The organism is Nocardioides sp. NBC_00368, from assembly GCF_036090055.1.
In the GTDB taxonomy this organism is placed as follows: domain Bacteria; phylum Actinomycetota; class Actinomycetes; order Propionibacteriales; family Nocardioidaceae; genus Nocardioides.
Map to the genome: position 1 here is coordinate 5,729,577 of NZ_CP107970.1, position 22,953 is coordinate 5,752,529.

Genomic DNA, 22,953 nt, shown 5'->3' on the forward strand with positions numbered 1-22,953 from the left:
AAATGCCCGATGCAGGCTCTCCCTGTGGACAGGATGTAATCCGTCCCACATCTTGCGTTATCCGCCGGGGGAAGTTGCAACCCGGGTCGTTGTGCGTATGGTGGCTCGGTCCCGGAGCAGGTCGATGAGGTGGATTCCCCACATGACGAGCAGCAGTACGAAGCCCCGTAGGCGGATCAGCCCACGCGTCGCGACGGCACTCACGGCGGCGGTCCTGAGCGGCACTCTCGCGCTCGCCGGGTGCGGTGGTGAGCCCGACAAACCGGCCGCCTCGCCCTCCTCGTCGCCGGTGCCCGCGCCGAGCGTGAAATCGGCCGCGAAGCTCGTCCACGTGCAGGGCAAATTCCCCCGGAGCCGGCGCCAGGCGGTCGCCACGAACGTGGCCAAGGTCGTCGACCGGTGGCTGCAGGCCGCGTACGTCGGTGGTGACTACCCGCGCGCGACCTCGACCTTCACCGCGAAGTCGTTCCCCGGCTTCTCCAAGGGCACGATCGCCCAGGCGGGCAAGCAGATGAGCCTGATGAGCAACGCCACGATCGCCCCTCAGATCGACGCGGTCGAGGTGGTCTCCAGCGACGTCCACGTCGACTTGCTGGCCAACAACAACTACCCGGTCGGAGCGGTCGCCCGGATCCGCCTGGTCTACGACACCACCGGTGACCGCGAGTCGCGCCAGACCGTCCGCGGCAGCCTCGACATGGTGCCGACCGAGACCTCCTGGGCCGTCTTCGGCTTCAACATCACCCGCGAGGAGAAGCTGGCGCAGGACCCGTCCTCGGCGCCCTCCGCCTCGCCGAGCCCGTCGGGAGACGAGTCGTGAGCCGCATGAGGAAGTTCGTACGCCGCCGCCTGCTGACCACGCTCGCGCTCGGTGTGGTGCTGGCGCTGACCGCCGTCCTGGTGCCCGACGCCGAGGTCGCCGAGCCGCGCGCCGAGCTGATCGCGACCAAGTGGGCCAAGGGCCTCGACGTCGCCAAGTTCACCCGCAAGGGCGGCACGATCTGGGTCCTGGCCGTCGGCTCGGACGCCCGCCCCGGCCAGAAGGTCACCCGGACCCGCGGCGACGCGCTGCACCTGATCGGGTTCAACCCCTCCACGGGATACGCGACCGACATCAGCATCCCGCGCGACTCCTACGTCAACATCCCCGGCCACGGGCGCGACAAGATCAACTCGGCGCTGCTCTACGGCGGCCCGAAGCTGATGGGCCGCGCCGTCGGCGACCTGGTCGGCGTGCAGCCGCAGTACGTCTTCGTCACCTCCTTCTCCGGCATGAGCGACATGGTGATCGGGATCGGCGGCGTCGACGTCGACAACCCGCGCGCCTTCAGCGATCCGTACGTCGCGCCCTACGGCTTCAAGAAGGGCCGGATCCACATCAACGGACCGCACTCGGTCGACTTCGCGCGAGCCCGCAAGACGCTGCCCGGCGGTGACTTCGACCGCTCGGCCAACCAGTCGCGGGTCATCCGCGGCATCCACCGCAAGATCGTCGCCCGGCAGAACGACGTCGGCTTCATGGCCAAGGGCGTCTCGCTGGTGATGCGGAAGATGCACACCACCGGCCTCTCCGGCCGCGACCTCTACCAGCTCGGCCACGCGGTCGCGGCGATCAACCCCGGCAAGGTCCGCACCTGCGTCGTCCCCGGCGGGATCGGCAACGCCGGCGCCGCGAGTGTCGTCTTCCCCAACGTCGGGGCGGCTCGGGCGATGGGCAAGGATGCGCGTCACGACGGCCGGCTCAACCGTGGCTGCCGCGGCTGAGCCTCACTCGTGCGCGGCGACGAAGTCGCGCACCAGCGGCGCGATCCGCTCGGGGTGGTCGGCGACCACCCAGTGCGAGCCCCTGACCTCGTGGACCGTCAGGTCGGCCACATACGGCTTCGGGGCCTCGGCCGCGAGCGCGCGGCTGACGTAGGCGTCGCCGATCGGCGCGATCACCTGGACCGGGACGTGGACCGGTCGCGGCTGCGGGCGACCCATCCGGGCGATCGCGTTGGCGCGATAGAGCTCGAGGCCGTTGATCCGGTCGGCCTGGGTGCGGTCGACGGAGGAGCCGCCGACGATCCGGTCGAGGACCCCGGAGCGCCAGGCGAGCTCGGGAAGCAGCGGCGCCTGGAAGAAGCCGATGTAGGTCGACTCGACACCCTGTTTGAGGCGCTGGAGGACACCGCGGGCGGTCCTCCCGGGCGTACGCAGCCAGGCCCCGGCCTGGTCGAGGCTCGGCCCCGAGATCGAGGTGAACGACGCGATCCGCTCGGACGGTACGTTGCCGGCGACCGCCTCCCAGGTCTGGGTCGAGCCCCAGTCGTGGGCGAGCAGGTGCACCGGCGCCGACGGGCTGACCGCGTCGATGACGGCCTCCAGGTCGGCGTTGAGCTGCTCGATCAGGTAGCCGTCGCGCGTGGCCGGAGCCTGCGAGCTCCCGTGGCCGCGTACGTCGTAGGTCACGATCCGCAGCTCACCGCCCAGGATCCTCACCAGCGGCAGCCAGACGCTGGAGTTGTCGGGGTAGCCGTGGACGCAGACGAGCGTCGGGCGGGTGTCACCGGAAGACCCGAAGTCGGTGACGGCCAGCCGGAGCCCGTCGGTGGTCGTCACGTAAAGGCTGCTCACGCGACCACCTCCGTAGCGCGAGCGCCAGGATACGGACGCGGTCGCGTGTTGTTTTTTCGGTTCACTCGCTGGCGCTCGCTCACACCGGCGAGGCTAGTCGGGCGGTGTTGACGCCGACGTGACACGATTCGCCCCATGGACATCAGCTATCCGGTCACGATCGCCGCGGCCCGCACCTGGTTCAAGCTCGGCGACATCAAGATCAACATGACCGGCGCGGAGCACATCCCCGAGAAGGGCGGTGCCCTGCTGGCGATCAACCACCTCTCCTTCGTCGACTACATCATGGCCGGGTTCCCCGGCGCCGAGCGCGGCCGGCTGACCCGGTTCATCGCCAAGAAGGAGGTCTTCGACCACCCTGTCGGCGGCCCCGTGATGCGCTCGTTCCACCACATCCCGATCGACCGCAGCTACGGCGCGGCCGGGATGAAGAAGGCCGTCGAATACCTCCAGAACGGCGAGGTCGTCGGGATCTTCCCCGAGGCCACGATCTCGCGCTCGTTCCTGATCAAGGACCTCAAGACCGGCACCGTACGCATCGCCGCCGACGCCGGCGTCCCGCTGATCCCCGTCGTGCTGTGGGGCACCCAGCGGATCATGACCAAGGGCCAGAAGGTCGACCTGTCGCGTCACAAGACGATCGGCATCGAGATCGGCCCGCCGCTGCCGGTGACCGGCGAGGACCCGGCAGCCGAGACCGCGGCGCTGCGGTCGCAGATGGAGGCCATGCTCGACCGGCTGATCAAGGCGCACCCCGCCGAGGAGCAGCCCCCGGGCTCGTGGTGGCTGCCGAAGGCATACGGCGGCTCGGCCCCCACGCTGGAGGAGGCCGAGGCGATGTACGCCGAGGAGCGCCGGCTTCGGGCGCAGCGGAAGGCCGCGAAGCGGAAGTCCTAGGTGGGGGCGCCCGCGTGCTCGACCGCGGTCATCGCGGTGATGGCGACGTCGAGGAACCCATCGACGACGTCGTCGTAGCTGTGGGTGCTTCCCAGCAATGAGCTCAGTCGGGGATCCTGCCCGGTGGCTGCGACCAGTCCGGCGATGGCTTCGCCGGCCTCTTCGCTCACCTTCGCGACTCTCCCCCAGAGAACGGCTTCCGCGTCGCGATCGCCCCGGGACTCGTCGAGCCACCGGGACAGATACGCGAGCAGAGCCGGCGTAGCGTCGGTCATGCGGTCGGAGTCTAGGGCGGTCCCCGTAATTCGGTCGAGCCTTAGGTTTAGCGGCTACTTCGCGGGCTGGTACACGCCGAGCCGGTTCCCGGACGGGTCGGTGAAGATGAACCGGCGTCCGCCGGGGTAGTCGTAGGGCGGCTCGGCGATCGTCCCGCCGGCCTTCTCGACAGCCGCCACCGCGGCCTCCAGATCGGTCGTGCGGATCAGCGGGAGCGGCGCGACCGGGGTCTCCGACGCGTACATCCCGCCGTTCTCGTCCTTGCCGTCGGGCCCGACGATCCCGGCGTACATCCCGCCGTAGTCGTTGAAGGACCAGCCGAAGGCGGACTCGTAGAAGGTGCGCGAGCCCGGGAGGTCGGTGACCGCGAGCTCGAGGTAGTCGATGTGGAGTGCATTCATGCCCGTCGACGCTACTCGCGACCACCGACAGCATTGGATGCGATTGCTTCGCAATCCGCGCAGCGCTGCTGTGCAGCCGGCTCAGCCGAAGTCGACCTCGAAGCCCTTGCCGCGGAAGGAGCCGATCTTGGTGGCGTCGCGGAGGTAGGCGAGGGGGCCGTCGGGGTCGAACGTCCAGGTGCCGCGGGCGGGGAGGAGCTTGGCGCCGCCCTTCATGGTGAGCCACGCGGTGTCGGGGTGCTCCTCGATGCCGGGCTGCTCGACGTTGCCCTGCATCGGGATGCGCGGCGCGAGCCGGGTGACGTCGTTGAACCTGGCCGTCGCGATCGGCCCGTCGTCGTTGCTCGCCTCCCAGGTGTGGGTCGCCAGCGGCCCCTTCTCGGACGACCCTCCGCTGAACTTGGCCAGGCCCTTCGGGATCGCCCACAACGTACGGCCGCCGGCCACGGAGTCGGGGGAGTCCACCCAGATGTCGACCACGCTCACCGCCTTCTTCCCGTTGGACGCGGTGATCACCCGGGCGGAGAGGAGCTCGTGGTAGGTCAGCGGGCTCGGCTCGGTGTAGTCGACCAGGGCGACGGCGTAGATCCCCTTCGGGTGCCGCTCGTCGACGTCGTGAGCGAGCCGGTAGACCGAGAGCCACATCGATCCGTGCATGTGCCAAGGGGCTGGGGGATAGCTGGTCACGTGGGTCTCCCGAATATTTGTCGTGGTCCGTGTCGAAGCGGTCCTGCATGGTTCGACGCGTAGGTGTGTGGCGATCGTCGCCACGGTTTACCAAGGAGACCAGAGATGACCGACCAGGTGAAGGGCCCCGCCTCCTACTTCCCGTCCATCGAGAAGAAGTACGGCCGCCCGATCGCGGAGTGGCAGCAGATCATCCGCACCTGCGGGATCACCAAGCACATGCAGATCGTGGCCCACCTCAAGAGCGAGTACGGCCTCGGCCACGGTCACGCCAACGCCCTCGTCGCCCACACGCTCGCCGAGGGCCTGTGACCGGAACGTACGTCAGAGATCCAGCGTGAGATAGGTCGAAGGCACCGCGTCCGTCAGCCAGACGTTGTTGCCGGTGCACCAAAAGACGAGCCCGTCGGCGTACATCTTGGCCGCGTCTACCCGGAAGACGACGAAGTCGCCGCGGCGGGCGCCAACGCGCTCGGCGGTATCGCGGTCGGGTGAGAGGTGTATGTGATGCCGCTGACGGCGGTCGAGGCCGGTGGTGTGGATCGAGTCGACGTTGCCGCGCGGTGTGCCGTGGAAGAGCAGCGCCGGCGGTTCGGAGGGAGCGAGGTCCAGGTCGACCTCGACGGTGTGTCCCTGCCTCGCACGGATCCGCTCGAGCGTCGTGTCGATCTCGAAGCGCTGCTTGTCGTTGCCGCGTACGACTCGGTCGACGTCATCGCGAGTCATCGGGGAGCCGTGGGCGGCGAGGGCATCGAGAAGAGTGGACAGATCGACCCAGCCGTGCGGGTCCAGCTCGATGCCCACGGAACCGGGTTGGTGCCTGAGCACCTGTGAGAGCCGCTTCGAGCGGCGTACGTCTGTCTTGTCCATGCTGGCCACAGAGTGGCATGCCGGTGGCCCCGTACGCTGCCGGTTTTCGGCCGAAAATGAAAGAAACCGCTGGTCACCCAGCGGTTTCAACTGTGCCCCCGGCAGGAATCGAACCTGCGGCCTACGGTACCGGAAACCGGCGCTCTATCCCCTGAGCTACGGAGGCAGTGCACCACCTGAGCGGTGCAGATGGAACCCTACAGGCTGGGACGGATAACGGTGAAACCGACTGGCGCTTATACGCTGGACCTTGTGACTCCTGAGCAGCTTTCCACCGCGGTCGTCGATGTCCTCACCGCGCTCGTCGATGAGGGTGCGATCACCCTTCCCGACGGCGTGCCGAGCACTGTCACGGTGGAGCGACCCAGGCAGAAGGGCCACGGCGACTACGCCACCAACGTGGCGCTGCAGCTGGCGAAGAAGGCGGGGATGAACCCGCGCGCGCTGGGGGAGCAGGTCGCCGAGAAGCTGAAGGCGACCGACGGGATCGCGGACGTCGAGATCGCCGGTCCCGGGTTCCTGAACATCTCCGTCGAAGCCGGTGCCCAGGGCAAGCTGGCGGGCGAGATCGTCGCCGCCGGTGCTGCGTACGGCAACAACGACTCCTTCAAGGGTCACAACATCAACCTGGAGTTCGTCTCCGCCAACCCGACCGGCCCGCTGCACCTCGGTGGTGTCCGCTGGGCCGCGGTGGGCGACGCGCTGGGTCGCGTCCTGGAGGCGTCCGGCGCCGAGGTGACCCGGGAGTACTACTTCAACGACCACGGCGGCCAGATCGACCGCTTCGCCCGCAGCCTCCTGGCCTGGGCGCAGGGCAAGCCGGTGCCGGAGGACGGCTACGGCGGGGCCTACATCGAGGAGATCGCCAAGCAGGTTCTGGCCAAGCGCCCCGAGGCGCTGGAGGCCGACGACCCGCAGGAGGTCTTCCGGGAGATCGGCGTCGACCTGATGTTCGCCGAGATCAAGCAGAGCCTGCACGACTTCAACGTCGACTTCGACGTCTACTTCCACGAGGACAACCTCCACAAGTCCGGTGCCGTGGAGCGCGCCATCGAGAAGCTCCGCGAGCTCGGCAACGTCTACGAGAAGGACGGCGCGATCTGGCTGGCCACCGAGAAGTTCGGTGACGACAAGGACCGCGTCGTCATCAAGGCCGACGGCAACGGCGCCTACTTCTCCGGCGACCTCGCCTACTACCTCGACAAGCGTGAGCGCGGCTTCGACCGCTGCTTCATCATGCTGGGCGCCGACCACCACGGCTACGTCGGCCGGATGATGGCGATGTGCGCCGCCTTCGGCGACACGCCCCACGAGAACCTCGAGATCCTGATCGGCCAGATGGTCAACCTCCTCAAGGACGGCCAGCCGATGCGGATGTCGAAGCGCGCCGGCACCGTGGTCACCATCGACGACATCGTCGAGGCGATCGGGGTGGACGCGGCTCGCTACGCACTGGCCCGCTACTCCAGCGACTCCAACATCGACATCGACCTGGACCTGTGGGCCAAGGCCGACAGCGCCAACCCGGTCTACTACGTGCAGTACGTCCACGCGCGCACCTGCCGGATGATGGCCAACGCCGCCGACCTCGGTATGGCGATCGACCTCGACACGTTCGACCCGTCGCTGCTCACCCACGCGCGCGAGGGCGAGCTGCTGCGCGCGCTGGCCGAGCTGCCCCGCGTGGTCGCGACCGCCGCCGAGCTGCGCGAGCCGCACCGGGTGGCCCGCTACCTGGAGGACACCGCCGGGATCTTCCACCGCTGGTACGACGATGACGACTGCCGGATGCTGCCCAAGGGCGACGAGCCGGTGGCTCCCGTCAACCTCGCCCGGCTGGCCCTCGTCTCGGCCGCCCGCACCGTCTTCGCCAACGGCCTCGGCCTGCTCGGCGTCTCCGCCCCGGAGCGGATGTGATGACGGCGCACGCTTCGCCGGGATCGTTCACCGGCACCTCCCCGGTCTGGCTGAAGACCCCGGACGACGTCAACGCCCTCGTGCCCGCGCTGTGGTCGGCGACGGCCGAGAAGACCGACGGTGTCCTCACCGTCGGGGGTGTCGCGGTGCCCGACCTGGTCGCGAACATCAACACGCCTGCGTACGTCCTGGACGAGGTCGACTTCCGCGAGCGCGCCCGCGCGTTCCGTGACGCCTTCACCGGCTACGACGTCTACTACGCCGGCAAGGCGTTCCTGTGCACCGAGATCGCGCGCTGGGTGGCGCAGGAGGGGCTCTGCCTCGACGTCTGCTCCGACGGCGAGCTCTCCGTGGCGCTGCGCGCCGAGGTCGATCCCGCGAAGATCGGCTACCACGGCAACAACAAGGCGCCGATGGAGCTGCGCCGGGCGATCGTCGCGGGCGTCGGGCGGATCATCGTCGACTCCTTCGCCGAGGTCGAGCGGGTCTCCGCGATCGCCGCCGAGACCGGCATCACCGCGCGCGTGATGGTGCGGGTGACCGCCGGCGTCGAGGCCCACACCCACGAGTACATCGCCACCGCCCACGAGGACCAGAAGTTCGGTTTCTCGATCTCGTCGGGCGATGCCTTCGAAGCCGTACGCCGCTTGCTGGCCGCCCCGAACGTCGAGCTGCGCGGGCTCCACTCCCACATCGGCTCCCAGATCTTCGACTCCTCCGGGTTCGAGGTCGCCGCGCGGCGCGTGCTGGCGCTGCAGGCGCGGATCCGCGACGAGCTCGGCACCGAGCTGCCCGAGATGGACCTCGGTGGTGGCTTCGGCATCGCCTACACCACCCAGGACGACCCCTCGACGCCCAAGGCCCTGGCCGAGGAGCTCACCGCGATCGTCGAGCACGAGTGCCGCGGCTTCGGCCTCGCGGTGCCGCACCTCTCGATCGAGCCGGGCCGCGCGATCGTCGGGCCGTCGATGTGCACCGTCTACACGGTCGGCACGGTCAAGGAGGTCGCCCTCGACGGCGGCGTCACCCGCACCTACGTGAGCGTCGACGGCGGGATGAGCGACAACATCCGCACGGCTCTCTACGACGCCGACTACTCCGCCACCCTCGCCGGGCGGGCCTCGTCCGCCGGACCCGTGCTCGGCCGCGTGGTCGGCAAGCACTGCGAGGCCGGCGACATCGTGGTCAAGCACGAGTTCCTGCCTGCCGACATCGCTCCCGGTGACCTGATCGCGGTCCCCGGCACCGGCGCCTACGGACGCTCGATGGCCTCCAACTACAACCACGCGCTGCGGCCGCCGGTCGTCGCGGTCCGCGACGGGGAGTCGCGGGTCATCGTCCGGCGCGAGACCGAGGCCGATCTCTTCGCCACCGACATGGGTTGAGGCGTCGTGGGCGGGATGTTCGTCTAGGTATGTCGCCAAGCCGTCGCTTCCCTCGTGGAGTTCCACCAGGGAAGCGACGGTTCGGCTACATACCTAGATGAACATCCCTCAGCCCCGCAGCGCCCGCAGCACCGCCCGCCCACGCGGCGAGAGCCGGTAGCCGACGGGGAGGGACTCGGTGAGACCGAGCTCCTTGAGCCGGCGGACGTCGGCCTTGAACGGCTTCTTCTCGCGGCCGATCGAGGCGGCGATGGTCTCGGCCAGCTCGCCGGGCCGGGCCTCGATCAGCTCGAGGTGCTCCCTGGTCCACGGGCCGCGGCGGCTGCGCCGGTCCATGTCGGCCAGCTTCGCGACCAGCGCCTTGGTCTCCTTCTTCCCCGGGCGCTTGGCGCGGAGGGCGACACGCTCGTCCTCGCCGGCGAAGTGCATCTCGATCCGGTAGACCTCGCCGTCCTTGCGGGACAGGAACGCCAGCAGGTCCGCGAGCGTCGTACCCGCCCGGCGAGCGTCGTCCTCGGTCAGCGAATCCGGGGACACCGGTGAGACAGACAAGAACTCGACCACGCCCATGCGGGTGCGCTGGCGGCCGCCGGCGACGTGCATGGGCCGTTTCCAGCGGCGGAAGGCGAGGTCGACGTCGCCGGTGCGGATGCGTTCGAGGTCGGCGTTGGGGAACAGCACCCACCCATCAAACCGCGCAGAGCAGGAAATTCGGTTTCGCCTTCCCGAAATCCGTGGGGTCGTGAGCCTACGATGGTCCGCATGCCGAGGGGGGTCTACTCAGAAGGACCGCTCGCGGCGCCCTCCCAGGCGCCGCGAGCGTCCTTCGCCCGGCTCACCAAGGAACGGCGCGACAGCGTGACCCGTGCGGCCCAGACGTTCGGCTGGCCGGTGGTGACCGGCAAGGCCGCCGCGCAGCGGCCGGTGCGGTGGGAGGTGCTGGGTCCGGACGTACGTGCCGAGCGCTGCGACCTCGTCGTCGACGGCACCTGCGACGGCGTCCTGGTCGAGTACTGGCACGGGAAGGCGTCCCCCGGGAAGGGTCCCTGGCGCCCGGCCCGCTGGGTGGTGGTGCGGGTCCCTGCTCACCTGCCCAAGACGGCCGCGATGATCGGGCTCTCGCCGGGCTCCGGCAACACCGGCACCGGCCGCGTCCCGACCCCGGTCTTCTTCCCTCCCGAGTTCCGGGCCAAGACCAACGTGACCACCCCGGACGGCGCTGTCATCGCCGCCGACGAGGAGCACGCCCGGTCGCTGTCCCGGTTCGCCAGCCATGTCGTCGACGAGCGCCTGTGGGTGGTGGCGCGCGAGGACGCGATCACCGTCACCACCGACATCGAGCCCGACATGGAGGAGCTGCTCCGCCGCGTACGCCTGGCGCGCGACGTCGCTGCCGTGCTCCGGCCGATCCCGGAGCTCTCCTGAGGTTTCGGAAATCTCTTGACCTCAAGTCAACTTGAGCAGGTTGACTCGAGCCATGCGAGCGATCAGACAGCACGAGTTCGGTGGTCCGGAGGTCCTGCGAATCGAGGAGGTTCCCGACCCGACCCCAGGTCCGGGCCAGGTACGCATCAGGGTGGAGGCCGCCGGCGTCCACCGCCTCGACACCTCGATCAGAGCGGCCGACCTCCCGCCGACGATGCCGCGGCCGGAGCTGCCGATGACTCCGGGCCGTGAGGTCGCCGGGGTGGTCGACGAGATCGGTGAAGGCGTCGACGAGGCCTGGCGGGGCGCGAAGGTCGTCGCTCACCTCGGCCCGGGAAGCAGCGGCGGCTATGCCGAGCTCGCGGTCGCCGACGAGAAGCAGCTCTACCGTCGTCCCGACGGCCTCGACTCGGCCGCGGCGGTCGCTGCGATCGGCACCGGACGCACCTCGGCGGCGGTGCTCGAGGCCGCCCAGATCACTCCCGACGACGTCGTCGTGGTCACCTCGGCGGCCGGTGGCATGGGCGCGATCCTGCTCCAGGGCATCCGCAACGCGGGCGCTCGCGCGGTCGGGCTCGCGGGCTCGGAGGCAAAGCTCGAGATCGCCCGCGGCTTCGGCGCGCAGACGACGATCGACTACCGCGCGGACGGCTGGCTGGAGCGCCTTCGTGCAGAGGAGCCCCGCATCACGGTCCTTCTCGATGGGGTCGGGGGTGACGTACCCAGGCAGGTCTATGCCCACCTCGCCCCGGAGGGGAGGATGGTCCGCTTCTCCGGCGACCAGGACGGCTACGAGGGCGCCGCGAAGATCATCGACATCCTCGGCCCCTGGGTCCAGGGCCGGATCAAGGAGTTCGAGCAGGCCTCGCTCGAGGCCGCCGCTGACGGCTCCCGCACGCCGTACGTCGGCTCCGCCTTCCCGCTGGCCGAGGCCGCGGACGCCCATCGCGCGCTGGAGGCCCGGGAGACGACCGGCAAGGTCGTGCTCCTGACGTGAGAGGTGTCCGCGCCTAGAGCGGAAGTCGGTCCCTGGAGCCTGTCCCGGATACCCTTGGGCGCGTGAGCAGCAACAAGACGACCGCGCACGCCGTCGAACCCCTGGGCGTCGCCGTCCTCGGCTGCGGTGTGGTGGGGTCCCAGGTGGTCCGGCTCCTGCTCGAGGGCGATGCGGATCTCGCCGCCAGAGTGGGTGCGCCGCTGGAGCTCAGGGGCGTGGCCGTACGCCGCCTCGACGCTCCGCGCGACGTCGAGGTCCCCGCCGAGCTGCTGACGACGGACGCCCACGGCCTGGTTGCCCGCGACGACGTCGACCTCGTGGTCGAGGTGATCGGTGGCATCGAGCCGGCCCGCGGCCTCATCCTCAAGGCGCTGGAGAACGGCGCGAGCGTCGTGACCGCCAACAAGGCGCTCCTCGCCGAGGACGGCCCGACGCTCTACGAGGCCGCCGAGAAGGCCGGCACCGACCTCTACTACGAGGCCGCGGTCGCCGGCGCGATCCCGATCCTGCGCCCGCTGCGCGACTCGCTCGTCGGCGACCACGTCACCAAGGTGATGGGCATCGTCAACGGCACCACCAACTACATCCTCGACAAGATGGACACCTACGGGGCCGGCTTCGAGGAGGCGCTCGCCGAGGCCCAGGACCTGGGCTACGCCGAGGCCGACCCGACCGCCGACGTCGAGGGCTTCGACGCCGCCGCGAAGGCCGCCATCCTGGCGAGCCTCGCCTTCCACACCCGGGTGACCGCCAGCGACGTCTACCGCGAGGGCATCACCGAGGTGACCGCCGGCGACGTCGCCTCCGCCAAGGCCATGGGCAGCGTCGTCAAGCTGCTCGCGATCGCCGAGCTCGATGGCGACGACGTCTCCGCGAGGGTCCACCCGGTGATGATCCCGCGCACCCACGCGCTGGCGACCGTACGCGGCGCCTACAACGCCGTCTTCGTCGAGTCCGCCTCCGCGGGTGACCTGATGTTCTACGGCCAGGGCGCGGGCGGCGAGCCGACCGCCAGCGCGGTCCTGGGCGACCTGGTCACGATCGCGCGCAACAAGGCCCTCGGCGCCCGCGGCTTCGGCGAGTCCGCCTACGCCGCCCGAGCGGTGCGCCCGATGGGCGAGACCGTCACCCGCTACCACGTCAGTCTCGACGTGGCCGACAAGGCCGGCGTGCTCGCCGCCGTCGCGACCGCCTTCTCCGAGCACGGCGTCTCGATCAAAGCCGTTCGCCAGGAAGGCAGGGGAGAGGACGCCCAGCTGGTCGTCGTCTCCCACGAGGCCCCCGATGCCGCGCTGGCGGCGACCGTGCAGCACCTGCGCGAGATGGAGTACGTCCGCGACGTCGCCTCGGTGATGCGTGTAGAAGGAGCAGTCTGATGACCACAACCCAATGGCGCGGCGTGATCGAGGAGTACCGCACCCTTCTCGACATCCCCCAGGACACCAAGGCGGTGACGCTCGGCGAGGGTGGCACCCCGCTGGTCCACTCCGAGTGGCTCTCCGGCGCCACCAAGGGTGAGGTGTGGCTGAAGGTCGAGGGCCAGAACCCGACCGGCTCGTTCAAGGACCGCGGCATGACCGCGGCCATCTCCGTCGCCGTCCACGAGGGTGCCAAGGCGGTCGTCTGCGCCTCCACGGGCAACACCAGCGCCTCGATGGCGGCCTACGCCGCCAAGGCCGGGATCACCCCGGTCGTGCTCGTCCCCAACGGCAAGATCAGCGCCGCCAAGATGGCCCAGGCGCTGGTCCACGGCGCCGAGGTGGTCAAGGTACGCGGCAACTTCGACGACTGCCTCAAGCTCTCCCGCGCGCTCGCCGACAGCTACCCGGTCGCGCTGGTCAACTCCGTCAACCCGGTCCGCCTCGAGGGCCAGAAGACGGCGGCCTTCGAGGTCGTCGACCGCCTCGGCGACGCCCCCGACTACCACCTGATGCCCATCGGCAACGCCGGCAACCTGTCTGCCTACTGGCTCGGCTACGAGCAGTACGCAGCGGCCGGCCACGCCACCAAGACTCCGGTGATGCGTGCCTTCCAGGCCGAGGGCGCGGCGCCGCTCGTGCTCGGCCACCCGGTCGAGCACCCGGAGACCAGGGCGACCGCGATCCGCATCGGCAACCCGGCCTCGTGGCAGCTCGCCGAGGCCGCCGCCGCCAAGTCGGGTGGCCGCTTCCGCGCGCTCTCCGACGACCAGATCCTCTCCGTCCAGGCCTTGCTGGCCCGCAACGACGGGGTCTTCGTCGAGCCCGCCTCGGCAGCCGGTGTCGCCGGGCTGCTCGCCGACCTCGAGCTGGGGGAGACGTACGCCGGGGCCACCACGGTCATCACCGTCACCGGTCACGGGCTCAAGGACACCGCCACCGCGCTGGAGTTCTTCGGCGAGATCCCCGAGATCGTCATCGACGCCGATCTCGAGGCCGCCGCGGCCGCAGCAGGACTCGCGTAGCACCCATGACGTTCGTAGAAGGCCCGGTGTCCGTCACCGTCCCGGCCACCTCCGCCAACCTCGGCCCCGGCTACGACTCCCTCGGCCTCGCACTCGACCTGCGTGACGAGCTCACCGGCGAAGTGGTCTCGACAAGCTCGACCACCGGGGAACGGACCTTGGAGGTCACGGTCGAGGGAGCCGGCGAGGGCACGGTCCCGCTGGACGAGTCCCACCTGGTCGTACGCTCCATGCGGGCCGCCTTCGAGATCATCGGCAAGCAGCCGGCCGGTCTCCGGCTCCATTGCCACAACCGGATCCCGCACGCGCGCGGCCTGGGCTCGTCCTCGGCCGCCATCATCGGCGGACTCGTGCTCGCCCGTGCGCTGGTCGCCGGCGGCGAGCTGATCCTCGACGACGAGACGCTCTTCCAGACGGCCGCCGAGATCGAGGGGCACCCCGACAACGTGGCGCCCGCCTTCCACGGTGGCTTCACGATCGCGGGTGAGGACGACGGGTTCTTCGCGGTCCGCACCGCCGTCGACCCCCGGGTCAGCGTCGTGGTCTTCGTGCCCGCGACCGGCGTCGAGACCAAGGCCGCCCGCGGCCTGCTGCCCGAGACCGTCCCGCACTCCGACGCGGCGGCCGACGCGGGACGTACGGCGCTCCTGGTCGCGGCGCTGAGCGACGCGCCCGAGCACCTGCACCGCGCCACCCGCGACTTCCTCCACCAGGAGTACCGCCGGCCCGCCATGCCGGAGTCGCTCGCCCTGGTTGACGAGCTGCGCGCCGACGGTGTCGCGGCCATCGTCTCGGGCGCCGGGCCGACGGTCCTGGCGTTCAGCAGCGGCGTCGAGTCGGCCGAGACGACCAAGCTCGCCGCCCGCTGTCCGGCGGGCTGGGCCTGCCATGCGCTGAGCGTCGACATGGACGGCGTACGCATCCTCTGACCCGCCTTCCGGGCCCCTGCTGTGATGGGTGCCATGCGTGTTAGCCTGGACATACATCCGTCGGGCCGCTCAGGTCCATGGGTGTGACATCCCCCTTTCGTGCCGTGCCACTTCGGTTGGCGCGCATCGGCGCGTCAGGGGTTCTGACAAGACGAGCCGTCGGCGTCGTACGCCGATCGGCGATACGTGGGAAAGGACTCACGTGACTGAGACCATGGAATCCACTGCGCCGGAGCCGAACGCAGCCCCGAAGAAGCGCGGTGGCCTTGGCGGAATGCTCCTCGCCGACCTCAAGGCGATGGCGAACGGCATGGGCATCAGCGGGGCGAACTCGATGAAGAAGGCCCAGCTGATCGACGCGATCAAGGCTGCCCAGAGCAGCCGCGCCCAGTCGGCGCCCGCCCCGGCTGAGAAGGCCGAGCGGCCGGCCGCCGAGAAGGCTGCGCAGAAGTCCGCAGACAAGCCGGCCGAGAAGGCCGAGAAGCCCGCGGAGAAGCCCGCCGAGAAGCCCGCCGAGGCTGCTGACGCCGGCAGCGAGGGTGCCCAGCGCCCGCGCCGCCAGCGCAACCAGAACCAGAACAAGAGCACCGGCCAGGGCGGCCAGTCCGTCCAGGGTGGTCAGGGTGGTCAGTCGGGCCAGGGTGGCCAGCCCGCAGGCGGTGGCCAGGGCAAGAGCCCGGCCAAGGCCGCCCAGCCCGCTGCCGAGAAGAAGAACGAGGACGCTCCGAAGGACAAGCCGGCCGAGTCGGCCGACGACGCGGGCGACGACGACCAGGGTGAGGGCGGCAGCCGCCGCAACCGCCGCCGTCGTGGCCGCGACCGCGACCGCAACCGCCCGGGCCGCGGCGAGCCGGACACGACCATCCTCGAGGACGACGTGCTGGTGCCCGCCGCGGGCATCTTGGACGTACTCGACAACTACGCCTTCGTCCGCACCTCCGGCTACCTGCCCGGACCCGACGACGTCTACCTCTCCCTGTCGCTGGTCAAGCGCCTCGGCCTGCGCCGTGGTGACGCGATCGTCGGCCAGGTGCGTCAGCCCCGTGAGGGCGAGCGCAAGGAGAAGTACAACCCGATGGTGCGCATCGACTCCGTCAACGGTGCCGACCCCGAGGTCGCCAAGCACCGTGTGGAGTTCGACAAGCTCGCCCCGGTCCACCCCGACCAGCGGCTGCGCCTCGAGGGCGGCGCCGACCCGGTCACCGGCCGGGTCATCGACCTGATCGCGCCGATCGGCAAGGGTCAGCGCGGCCTGATCGCCTCCCCGTCGAAGGCGGGCAAGACCACGGTCCTGCACGCCATCGCCGGCGCGGTCACCGCCAACAACCCCGAGTGCCACCTCATGGTGGTGCTCGTCGACGAGCGCCCCGAGGAGGTCACCGACTTCGAGCGCAGCGTCAAGGGTGAGGTCATCGCCTCCACCTTCGACCGGCAGCCCGCCGACCACACCGTGGTCGCCGAGCTGGCCATCGAGCGGGCCAAGCGTCTAGTCGAGCTCGGCCACGACGTGGTCGTCCTGCTCGACGGGCTGACCCGTCTGGGCAAGGCCTACAACCTCTCCGTCCCCGCCTCGGGCCGGATCCTCGGTGGCGGCGTCGACTCCGCGGCGCTCTACCCGACCAAGCGGTTCTTCGGTGCGGCCCGCAACGTCGAGGACGGTGGCTCGCTGACCATCCTCGCCACGGCCGCGGTCGAGACCGGTTCGAAGACCGACGAGATCATCTTCGAGGCGTTCAAGGACACCGCCAACTCCGAGCTGCGACTGAACGAGGACTACGCCGAGGCCGGGATCTTCCCCGCCGTCGACGTCAACGCCTCGGGCACCCGTCGCGACGACCTGCTCTTCGCCGGTGGCGAGGGCGACGCGGTGCGCAAGCTGCGCGCCTCGCTGGCCACGCTCGACGGCGCCAAGGCCGCCTCGGTCCTGGTGGAGAAGGTCGCCGGGTCCGCGACCAACATGGTGCTGCTCAACGAGGTCGCCAAGAGCTGAGACGACCGGAGCGCGACGAGCGTTCTGGGGCCGCCGGGAATTATTGGCGGCCCCAGGCGTTCACATACACTGAATCCTCGGTGCCGGTTCACGTCCCGCAACCTGCGGCGGCGACCCGGAACCCAATGTCTTGAGAGGAACCTCATGAAGTCCGACATCCACCCGACGTACGTCGAGACCCAGGTCACCTGCACCTGCGGCAACTCGTTCACCACCCGCAGCACCGTGGCCGAGGGCGCCATCCGCGCCGACGTCTGCTCCAACTGCCACCCGTTCTACACGGGCAAGCAGAAGATCCTCGACACCGGCGGTCGCGTGGCTCGCTTCGAGGCTCGCTTCGGCAAGCGCAACAAGTAGCTCTTCTCGCGCCGGCTCCCACGTGTCGTGGGGGCCGGCGCGGCGCATTTCATCGAACTTCTCTGGCAATTCCTGAACTTCTCGGGCATTGCAACGCCGGAGAAGTTCAGGAATACCCGGTTGACCGGGTATTCCTCCCAGGCGAGAAGCGAGGCGGAGATGTCACAGTTTGAAGCAGTCGAAGGGCTGATCGAGGAGCACGAGGGGCTGGAGAAGCGGCTCGCCGAGCCCGAGACCCATGCCGACGCGCGCCTGGCGAAGAAGCTCAACCAGAGGTACGCCGAGCTGAGCTCGATCATCGACGCCTACCGCTCCTGGCAGCAGCTGGGTGACGACATCGAGGCCGCCCGCGAGCTGGCGGGGGAGGACCCCGCGTTCGCCGAGGAGGCCGATGCGCTGGTGCCGCAGCGCGAGGCGGCCGAGGAGCGGCTGCGTCGCCTGCTGGTGCCCCGCGACCCGACCGACGACAAGGACGCGATCCTCGAGGTGAAGTCGGGTGAGGGCGGCGAGGAGTCGGCGCTGTTCGCCGGCGACCTGCTGCGGATGTACACCCGCTATGCCGAGCGCCAGGGCTGGAAGCTCGAGTTCCTCGACGCCACCGAGTCCGACCTCGGCGGCTACAAGTCGGTCACCGTCGCGGTGAAGGCGAAGGGCAACCCCGAGCCCGGCCGCGCTCCCTACGCGCTGCTCAAGTTCGAGGGTGGCGTGCACCGGGTCCAGCGGGTGCCGGTCACGGAGTCGCAGGGCCGGGTGCACACCTCGGCCGCCGGCGTACTGGTGGTACCCGAGGCCGAGCCCGTCGACGTCGAGATCAACGACAACGACCTCCGCATCGATGTCTACCGCTCCTCGGGCCCTGGCGGCCAGTCGGTCAACACCACCGACTCGGCGGTCCGGATCACCCACATCCCCACCGGCATCGTCGTCTCGATGCAGAACGAGAAGTCGCAGCTGCAGAACAAGGAGCAGGCGATGCGTGTGCTGCGCTCGCGCCTGCTCCAGGCCGCGCAGGACGCCGCCGACGCGGAGGCCTCCGACGCCCGCCGCTCCCAGGTGCGCACCGTCGACCGCTCCGAGCGCATCCGGACCTACAACTTCCCGGAGAACCGCATCTCCGACCACCGCACCGGCTACAAGTCCTACAACCTCGACCAGGTCCTCGACGGTGACCTGGAGCCGGTCATCGGCAGCGCCGTCGACGCCGACCTGGCCGCGCGCCTGGCCTCGCTCGACTCCTGAGCCCGAAGAACGAAGGTCGCAGTCACCAGGTGGTGACTGCGACCTTCGTGCGTGTGGCGCGGGCCGTGCTCAGGCGTTGGCCTTCTTCTTGAAGCCGATCTCGAAGCCGGCCGCCTCGGCCGAGGCCTCGCTGTCGAACCAGACCTCGGCCTGGGTCCGCTTGAAGGCGGTGCTGGCGGAGGTGTGGTAGCGCTTGGCGCCGTCCTTGCGGATGTTGCCCTTCACGACGTACGCCGGGTGCGGGCTGGAGCCGTCCTCGAGCGGGTCGGCGCTACCGGTGCCGTAGCTGCTCGCCGGCGGCAGCGGCTGCTCGGTCTCGGCGGCCGCGGTCTTCTTGCCGCGGTCGTAGAAGTCGCTGCTGGCGCCGACGAACCCGGCCGCCTCGGCCGACTCCACGGTGTCGAAGTAGACAGCCGCCTTCGTGCGCCCGTAGTAGGGGCTCGCGGTGATGTGGTACTTCTTCCCGCTGCTGCCCTTGATCGTGTACGCAGCATCCGAGCTGCTTCCGTCAGCGGCAGGCAGCACGGCGCCGGCGTAGGGAGCCCCCTTGGTCGCGGCGGGTGCCTCGGCGGCGGGAGCGGACTCGGCGGTGACCTCGGCGGTGGGAGCCGGGGTCTCGGCCTCGTCGACCGTCGGCTCGGCGGCCTCCGGCTCGGCGGTCGCGTCAGCGGCTGCCGCTGCGGCGGTGACGCTCTCGGCCTCGGCGACCACGGCAGCGGTGTCCGCCTCGGTCACCTCGGCGGTGGGAGCCTCGACCGACTCCTCGGCCGCGGGAGCCTCGTCAGCCGGCGCCTCAGCAGCCGGAGCCTCGTCAGCGGGACCCTTGTCAGCCGGAGTCTCTTCGGAGACCGGCTCGGTCACCGCCACCTCGGCGGGGACCGCGGCAGCGGCGACGGGAGCGCTGGTGGTCTCGGTCGCCGGGCTGTCCTCGTCCGCTCCGTGCGCGGCCTTGGCGTCCTTGCGGATCGGCCGTCCGAAGAAGAACCAGATCAGGAGGGCGAGGACGAGAATGAGTGCAAGCAGCAAGAGCCACTTCATGGGGTGATGTTTCCTTCCGGGGGAGAACTCGGGTGTGTTGGTGGGGCAGCACAGCGCCCGACGAGGGTGGCGGCCATTTCCCGCGTCCCCCCATATGACCGGAAGAACCCTTGAGGCGCCCGAACGTTACCCTCAGCCGGGTAAAGCATGACTAACACATTCAGGAGCAGTTGCCCATGACCGCCCCGCGCACACTTCTGGCAAGTGCCCGAAAGCAGCTCGAAGAGGCCGGCGTCGACAGTCCCGACGCCGACGCGGCCATCTTGCTGGCCCATGTCCTCGACACCGACCGCAACCGCCTCTTCCTCGTCGACGACGTCGCCGAGCACCAGGAGAAGGCCTTCGCAGACCTGCTCGCCCGCCGCGCGGAACGCGAGCCGCTGCAGCACCTGACCGGGGTGGCGTACTTCCGGCACGTCGAGCTCGCCGTCGGCCCCGGCGTCTTCGTGCCCCGGCCGGAGACCGAGCTGCTCGCCGGCTGGGCGATCGACCGGGCCACCGCGATCGACGCACCCGTCGTCGTCGACCTCTGCACCGGCTCGGGGGCGATCGCCAAGAGCATCGCCGACGAGGTCCCGGGCGCCGAGGTGCACGCGGTCGAGCTCTCCGAGGACGCCTATCCCTGGGCCGTACGCAACCTGACCGGCACCGGTGTGGACCTGCGACAGGGCGACATGGCCGACGCTTTCCCCGACCTGGACGGCGGCGTCGACGTCCTCGTCTGCAACCCGCCCTACATCCCGCTCGAGGCGTGGGAGTCGGTGGCGCGCGAGGCGCGGGACCACGACCCCGACCTCGCCCTCTTCTCCGGACAGGACGGCCTGGACGCGATCCGCGTCCTGGAACGGCGGGCTGCCGAGCTGCTCAAGCCCGGGGGAGTGGTCGGCTTCGAGCATGCCGACGAGCAGGGCCCGGACGCCGACAACGGCGGGGCACCGGCCGTCTTCGCCGCCACCGGACGATGGCAGGACGTACGCGATCACCTCGATCTGGCAGGCCGTCCGCGCTTCACGACCGCGCAACTGGCAACATGAGCACTGTGACTGAGCGCTACCCGATCGCGACCGAGGACGAGCAGACCAAGGCGATAGATGCGGCTGCGGCCGCCCTTCAGGCCGGCGAGCTCGTGATCGTGCCGACCGACACGGTCTACGGCGTCGCCGCCGACGCGTTCGACAAGGGAGCGGTGGCCGGCCTGCTGGCCGCCAAGGGCCGCGGCCGCGCGATGCCGCCGCCGGTGCTGATCTCCAACGTCGCCACCCTCGACGCCCTCGCCACCCGGATCCCCGACTGGGCCCGCACCCTTGTCGAGGAGTTCTGGCCCGGGGCGCTGACGGTCGTCTTCCACCAGCAGCCGTCGCTGCAGTGGGATCTGGGCGAGGCCCGCCAGACGGTGGCCGTACGCATCCCCGACTCCGACATCCTGCGCCGGATCATCGACCGGGTCGGCCCGCTGGCGACCAGCTCGGCCAACCGCACCACGATGCCGGCCGCCACCAACGCCGACCAGGCCGACGAGATGCTCGGCAAGATGGTCAGGGCGATCATCGACGGGGGCGAGTCGCCCGTGGGCGAGGCGTCCACGATCATCTCCGCCACCGGTGACGAGCCGAAGGTCCTGCGAGAGGGCGCGATCAGCATCGACCGGATCAACGAGCTGCTCGCGAAGCACGGTGTCGCCATCCGGCGCCCGGGCGACCCGGACCCGGCCGTGGCCGACACCGATGTGCCCGACACGGACACCGACGCAGAAGCCTGATGCGCGCCTACGTCCTCCTCTTCCTGGTCGCCGCCGTGGTGACCTACCTGCTCACCGTCGTCGCCCGCGAGTTCGCGATGCGCACGGGGGCTGTCGCGAAGGTCCGCGACCGTGACGTACATGCCGTGCCGATCCCCTACATGGGCGGTGTGGCGATGCTGGGCGGCCTGGTCGCCGCCTACCTGGTGGCCCGTGAGCTGCCGTTCCTCGCCGACGCCCCCGACTTCGTGCTGCAGGACACCGGCGTGGTGATCCTGGCCGGCGCGCTGATCTGCATCGTCGGCGTCGTCGACGACATCTTCGAGCTCGATGCCCTCACCAAGCTGGGCGGTCAGGTGCTGGCCACCGCGATCCTGGTGGGCTTCAACCTGCAGTACACCTTCATCACCTTCCCCGACGGCACCCAGTTCGCCGTCGACCCGGCCCAGGGTGCGCTGCTCACGGGGCTGGTGGTGATCACCGTGGTCAACGCGGTCAACTTCATCGACGGTCTGGACGGTCTGGCGGCGGGCGTCGTCGGCATCGGCGCGCTGGCCTTCTTCCTGTTCTGCTACCAGTTCACCCGCATCAACGACATCGGCCGCGCGTCCACCGCCGCCCTGCTGAGCGTCGCGCTCGCCGGAGCGTGCGTCGGCTTCCTGATCCACAACTGGCACCCTGCTCGGCTCTTCATGGGCGACAGCGGCTCGATGCTGATCGGCCTCATCCTCGCCGCCAGCGCCGTCACGCTCTCCGGTTCCTACAGCGCCGGCGGTTTGAACGTGAACGCCTTCGACGCCTCCACCGCGCTCCTGGTGACCTTCCTGCCGCTGCTGCTACCCCTGACCATCCTGGTCGTCCCACTCGTCGACCTGGTCCTGGCCGTCGTACGCCGCACCCGCGCCGGCCGCTCCCCGTTCGCCGCGGACAAGAAGCACCTGCACCACCGCCTCCTGGAGATCGGCCACTCCCAGCGCCGTGCCGTGCTGATCATGTGGCTCTGGGCCGGCCTGATGTCCTTCGGATCGGTCTTCGTGACCCTCTACCGCGGCCCCGTCGTCATCACCGGCCTCGCCGTCGCCACCGCCCTCATCGTGCTGCTCACCTTCGTCCTCCCCAAGATCCGCGGCGAGCGCACCGACAAGCTCCTCGAGGTCCCCGAGGACCTCACCCCGCTGGAGGAGCAGCCCCGATAGCGGTGCCTTGATCGATCAATTAGGGCGCCCAAAGACGCTTGTGATAGTTTTCACGAGCGTTCGGGATACGCTCCTGAACACGTGAAATGCCCCCAGAGAGAACGGCCGCCGACGATGACGACCGCAACCAGCAAATCCAAGGTGCTGCGAGGTTCTGCCGCAGTGTCCGCAGTTGCTGTGCTCGCGGCCCTCGGGGTGGCTTTCCTTCTTGCTGGGACCAATGGTCTGACCGGTGCCGCGATCGGTTCGATCGCCACCGTCGTCGTGCTGGCGGTCGGCTCGTGGGCGATGTTCTTGGTCGCGGCGAAGTCGCCCGCCTTGTCGCTGCCCGCCGCCGTCGGTGTCTTCACCCTGTCAGGCATGGTTCTCTTCGTCGTCCTGCTGATCGTTTCGCAGACCGGTGGAGACGCTGTCGTACGTCCGGCAGCCTTCTCGGTCATGGCGCTCACGGTCGCATGGACGACCACGTTTGCGTTCCTGGTGCGACGCGAGCGGATTCCGCTCTTCGACTTGCCCGGGGCAGACTCATGACCCGCCAGTAGCGCCTGATAT

The 22,953-nt window shown here is 69.8% G+C and carries 25 protein-coding genes and 1 tRNA gene; 18 read left to right on the forward strand and 8 right to left on the reverse strand.

All coding sequences use genetic code 11. The features are described from left to right. Window positions 1–142 precede the first annotated feature (142 nt). Together OG984_RS27405 and OG984_RS27410 are read left to right on the forward strand one after the other, a co-directional pair. Window positions 143–820: a hypothetical protein gene (locus tag OG984_RS27405; RefSeq protein ID WP_328529250.1), complete on the forward strand. Its 678-nt coding sequence runs from the start codon at window positions 143–145 to the stop codon at window positions 818–820. 5 nt (window positions 821–825) lie between these two features. Further along, entirely contained in the window at window positions 826–1,764 is a 939-nt protein-coding gene (locus OG984_RS27410) for an LCP family protein (protein WP_328532395.1), read from the forward strand. A gap of 3 nt (window positions 1,765–1,767) precedes the next feature. On the opposite strand, the gene OG984_RS27415 is transcribed toward OG984_RS27410, so the two are convergent. Then, window positions 1,768–2,616, reverse strand: coding sequence for an alpha/beta fold hydrolase (locus OG984_RS27415; RefSeq protein WP_328529251.1), 849 nt, complete (start codon window positions 2,614–2,616; stop codon window positions 1,768–1,770). Window positions 2,617–2,751: 135 nt separating this feature from the next. On the opposite strand from OG984_RS27415, the gene OG984_RS27420 reads away from it, so the two are divergent. Further along, window positions 2,752–3,513 (forward strand): lysophospholipid acyltransferase family protein, encoded by a 762-nt coding sequence (locus OG984_RS27420; RefSeq protein WP_328529252.1) that lies wholly within the window; start codon window positions 2,752–2,754, stop codon window positions 3,511–3,513. On the opposite strand, the gene OG984_RS27425 is transcribed toward OG984_RS27420, so the two are convergent. From OG984_RS27425 to OG984_RS27435, 3 genes are all read right to left on the reverse strand, one after another. Beyond that, window positions 3,510–3,788, reverse strand: a complete 279-nt coding sequence (locus OG984_RS27425) for a MazG-like family protein (protein WP_328529253.1) — start codon at window positions 3,786–3,788, stop codon at window positions 3,510–3,512. The genes OG984_RS27420 and OG984_RS27425 overlap by 4 nt on opposite strands. Before the next feature lie 54 nt (window positions 3,789–3,842). Continuing rightward, window positions 3,843–4,190 (reverse strand): VOC family protein, encoded by a 348-nt coding sequence (locus OG984_RS27430; protein ID WP_328529254.1) that lies wholly within the window; start codon window positions 4,188–4,190, stop codon window positions 3,843–3,845. Between the two features lie 81 nt (window positions 4,191–4,271). After that, window positions 4,272–4,847, reverse strand: coding sequence for an acetoacetate decarboxylase family protein (locus tag OG984_RS27435; RefSeq protein ID WP_328529255.1), 576 nt, complete (start codon window positions 4,845–4,847; stop codon window positions 4,272–4,274). A gap of 135 nt (window positions 4,848–4,982) precedes the next feature. On the opposite strand from OG984_RS27435, the gene OG984_RS27440 reads away from it, so the two are divergent. Further along, complete coding sequence (locus OG984_RS27440; protein WP_008362113.1) at window positions 4,983–5,189, forward strand: DUF4287 domain-containing protein; 207 nt, start codon at window positions 4,983–4,985, stop codon at window positions 5,187–5,189. Between the two features lie 12 nt (window positions 5,190–5,201). On the opposite strand, the gene OG984_RS27445 is transcribed toward OG984_RS27440, so the two are convergent. Together OG984_RS27445 and OG984_RS27450 are read right to left on the reverse strand one after the other, a co-directional pair. Continuing rightward, window positions 5,202–5,747: an RNA 2'-phosphotransferase gene (locus tag OG984_RS27445; protein ID WP_328529256.1), complete on the reverse strand. Its 546-nt coding sequence runs from the start codon at window positions 5,745–5,747 to the stop codon at window positions 5,202–5,204. Between the two features lie 93 nt (window positions 5,748–5,840). Beyond that, window positions 5,841–5,913 (reverse strand) — tRNA-Arg (locus OG984_RS27450). A gap of 86 nt (window positions 5,914–5,999) precedes the next feature. On the opposite strand from OG984_RS27450, the gene argS reads away from it, so the two are divergent. Further along, window positions 6,000–7,664, forward strand: a complete 1,665-nt coding sequence (gene argS, locus OG984_RS27455; RefSeq protein ID WP_328529257.1) for an arginine--tRNA ligase — start codon at window positions 6,000–6,002, stop codon at window positions 7,662–7,664. Further along, window positions 7,664–9,049, forward strand: a complete 1,386-nt coding sequence (lysA, locus tag OG984_RS27460; protein WP_328529258.1) for a diaminopimelate decarboxylase — start codon at window positions 7,664–7,666, stop codon at window positions 9,047–9,049. Before argS ends, lysA begins: the two co-directional genes overlap by 1 nt. A 108-nt stretch (window positions 9,050–9,157) precedes the next feature. Here the strand turns inward: lysA and OG984_RS27465 are convergent, their stop codons facing one another. Then, window positions 9,158–9,730, reverse strand: coding sequence for a hypothetical protein (locus OG984_RS27465; protein WP_328529259.1), 573 nt, complete (start codon window positions 9,728–9,730; stop codon window positions 9,158–9,160). Between the two features lie 81 nt (window positions 9,731–9,811). On the opposite strand from OG984_RS27465, the gene OG984_RS27470 reads away from it, so the two are divergent. The 8 genes from OG984_RS27470 to prfA all read left to right on the forward strand — a co-directional run bounded on the left by OG984_RS27470 (window position 9,812) and on the right by prfA (window position 18,429). Beyond that, window positions 9,812–10,474, forward strand: coding sequence for a hypothetical protein (locus OG984_RS27470; protein WP_328529260.1), 663 nt, complete (start codon window positions 9,812–9,814; stop codon window positions 10,472–10,474). 52 nt (window positions 10,475–10,526) lie between these two features. Beyond that, window positions 10,527–11,471, forward strand: a complete 945-nt coding sequence (locus OG984_RS27475; protein ID WP_328529261.1) for an alcohol dehydrogenase catalytic domain-containing protein — start codon at window positions 10,527–10,529, stop codon at window positions 11,469–11,471. Window positions 11,472–11,533: 62 nt separating this feature from the next. Further along, window positions 11,534–12,847 (forward strand): homoserine dehydrogenase, encoded by a 1,314-nt coding sequence (locus OG984_RS27480; RefSeq protein WP_328529262.1) that lies wholly within the window; start codon window positions 11,534–11,536, stop codon window positions 12,845–12,847. Next, on the forward strand, window positions 12,847–13,914 hold the full coding sequence (gene thrC / locus OG984_RS27485) for a threonine synthase (protein ID WP_328529263.1): 1,068 nt from the start codon (window positions 12,847–12,849) through the stop codon (window positions 13,912–13,914). The genes OG984_RS27480 and thrC overlap by 1 nt, the downstream gene beginning before the upstream one ends. A 5-nt stretch (window positions 13,915–13,919) precedes the next feature. Further along, window positions 13,920–14,843, forward strand: coding sequence for a homoserine kinase (gene thrB, locus OG984_RS27490; protein ID WP_328529264.1), 924 nt, complete (start codon window positions 13,920–13,922; stop codon window positions 14,841–14,843). Window positions 14,844–15,045: 202 nt separating this feature from the next. Then, window positions 15,046–16,833: a transcription termination factor Rho gene (gene rho / locus OG984_RS27495; RefSeq protein WP_328529265.1), complete on the forward strand. Its 1,788-nt coding sequence runs from the start codon at window positions 15,046–15,048 to the stop codon at window positions 16,831–16,833. 144 nt (window positions 16,834–16,977) lie between these two features. After that, window positions 16,978–17,190 (forward strand): 50S ribosomal protein L31, encoded by a 213-nt coding sequence (gene rpmE, locus OG984_RS27500; RefSeq protein WP_008362128.1) that lies wholly within the window; start codon window positions 16,978–16,980, stop codon window positions 17,188–17,190. A 159-nt stretch (window positions 17,191–17,349) separates the two neighbouring features. Further along, a complete protein-coding gene (prfA, locus tag OG984_RS27505) occupies window positions 17,350–18,429 on the forward strand; it encodes a peptide chain release factor 1 (protein ID WP_328529266.1) in 1,080 nt (359 codons plus the stop codon). Window positions 18,430–18,498: 69 nt separating this feature from the next. Here the strand turns inward: prfA and OG984_RS27510 are convergent, their stop codons facing one another. Continuing rightward, window positions 18,499–19,467 (reverse strand): sunset domain-containing protein, encoded by a 969-nt coding sequence (locus OG984_RS27510; RefSeq protein WP_328529267.1) that lies wholly within the window; start codon window positions 19,465–19,467, stop codon window positions 18,499–18,501. Window positions 19,468–19,643: 176 nt separating this feature from the next. Between OG984_RS27510 and prmC the strand changes: the two genes are divergently transcribed. From prmC to OG984_RS27530, 4 genes are all read left to right on the forward strand, one after another. Further along, on the forward strand, window positions 19,644–20,501 hold the full coding sequence (prmC, locus tag OG984_RS27515; RefSeq protein WP_328529268.1) for a peptide chain release factor N(5)-glutamine methyltransferase: 858 nt from the start codon (window positions 19,644–19,646) through the stop codon (window positions 20,499–20,501). Beyond that, complete coding sequence (locus OG984_RS27520) at window positions 20,498–21,226, forward strand: L-threonylcarbamoyladenylate synthase (protein ID WP_328529269.1); 729 nt, start codon at window positions 20,498–20,500, stop codon at window positions 21,224–21,226. The genes prmC and OG984_RS27520 overlap by 4 nt, the downstream gene beginning before the upstream one ends. Beyond that, complete coding sequence (locus tag OG984_RS27525) at window positions 21,226–22,401, forward strand: glycosyltransferase family 4 protein (protein WP_328529270.1); 1,176 nt, start codon at window positions 21,226–21,228, stop codon at window positions 22,399–22,401. The genes OG984_RS27520 and OG984_RS27525 overlap by 1 nt, the downstream gene beginning before the upstream one ends. A gap of 114 nt (window positions 22,402–22,515) precedes the next feature. Further along, complete coding sequence (locus OG984_RS27530) at window positions 22,516–22,932, forward strand: hypothetical protein (RefSeq protein ID WP_328529271.1); 417 nt, start codon at window positions 22,516–22,518, stop codon at window positions 22,930–22,932. The last annotated feature ends 21 nt before the right edge of the window (window positions 22,933–22,953 follow it).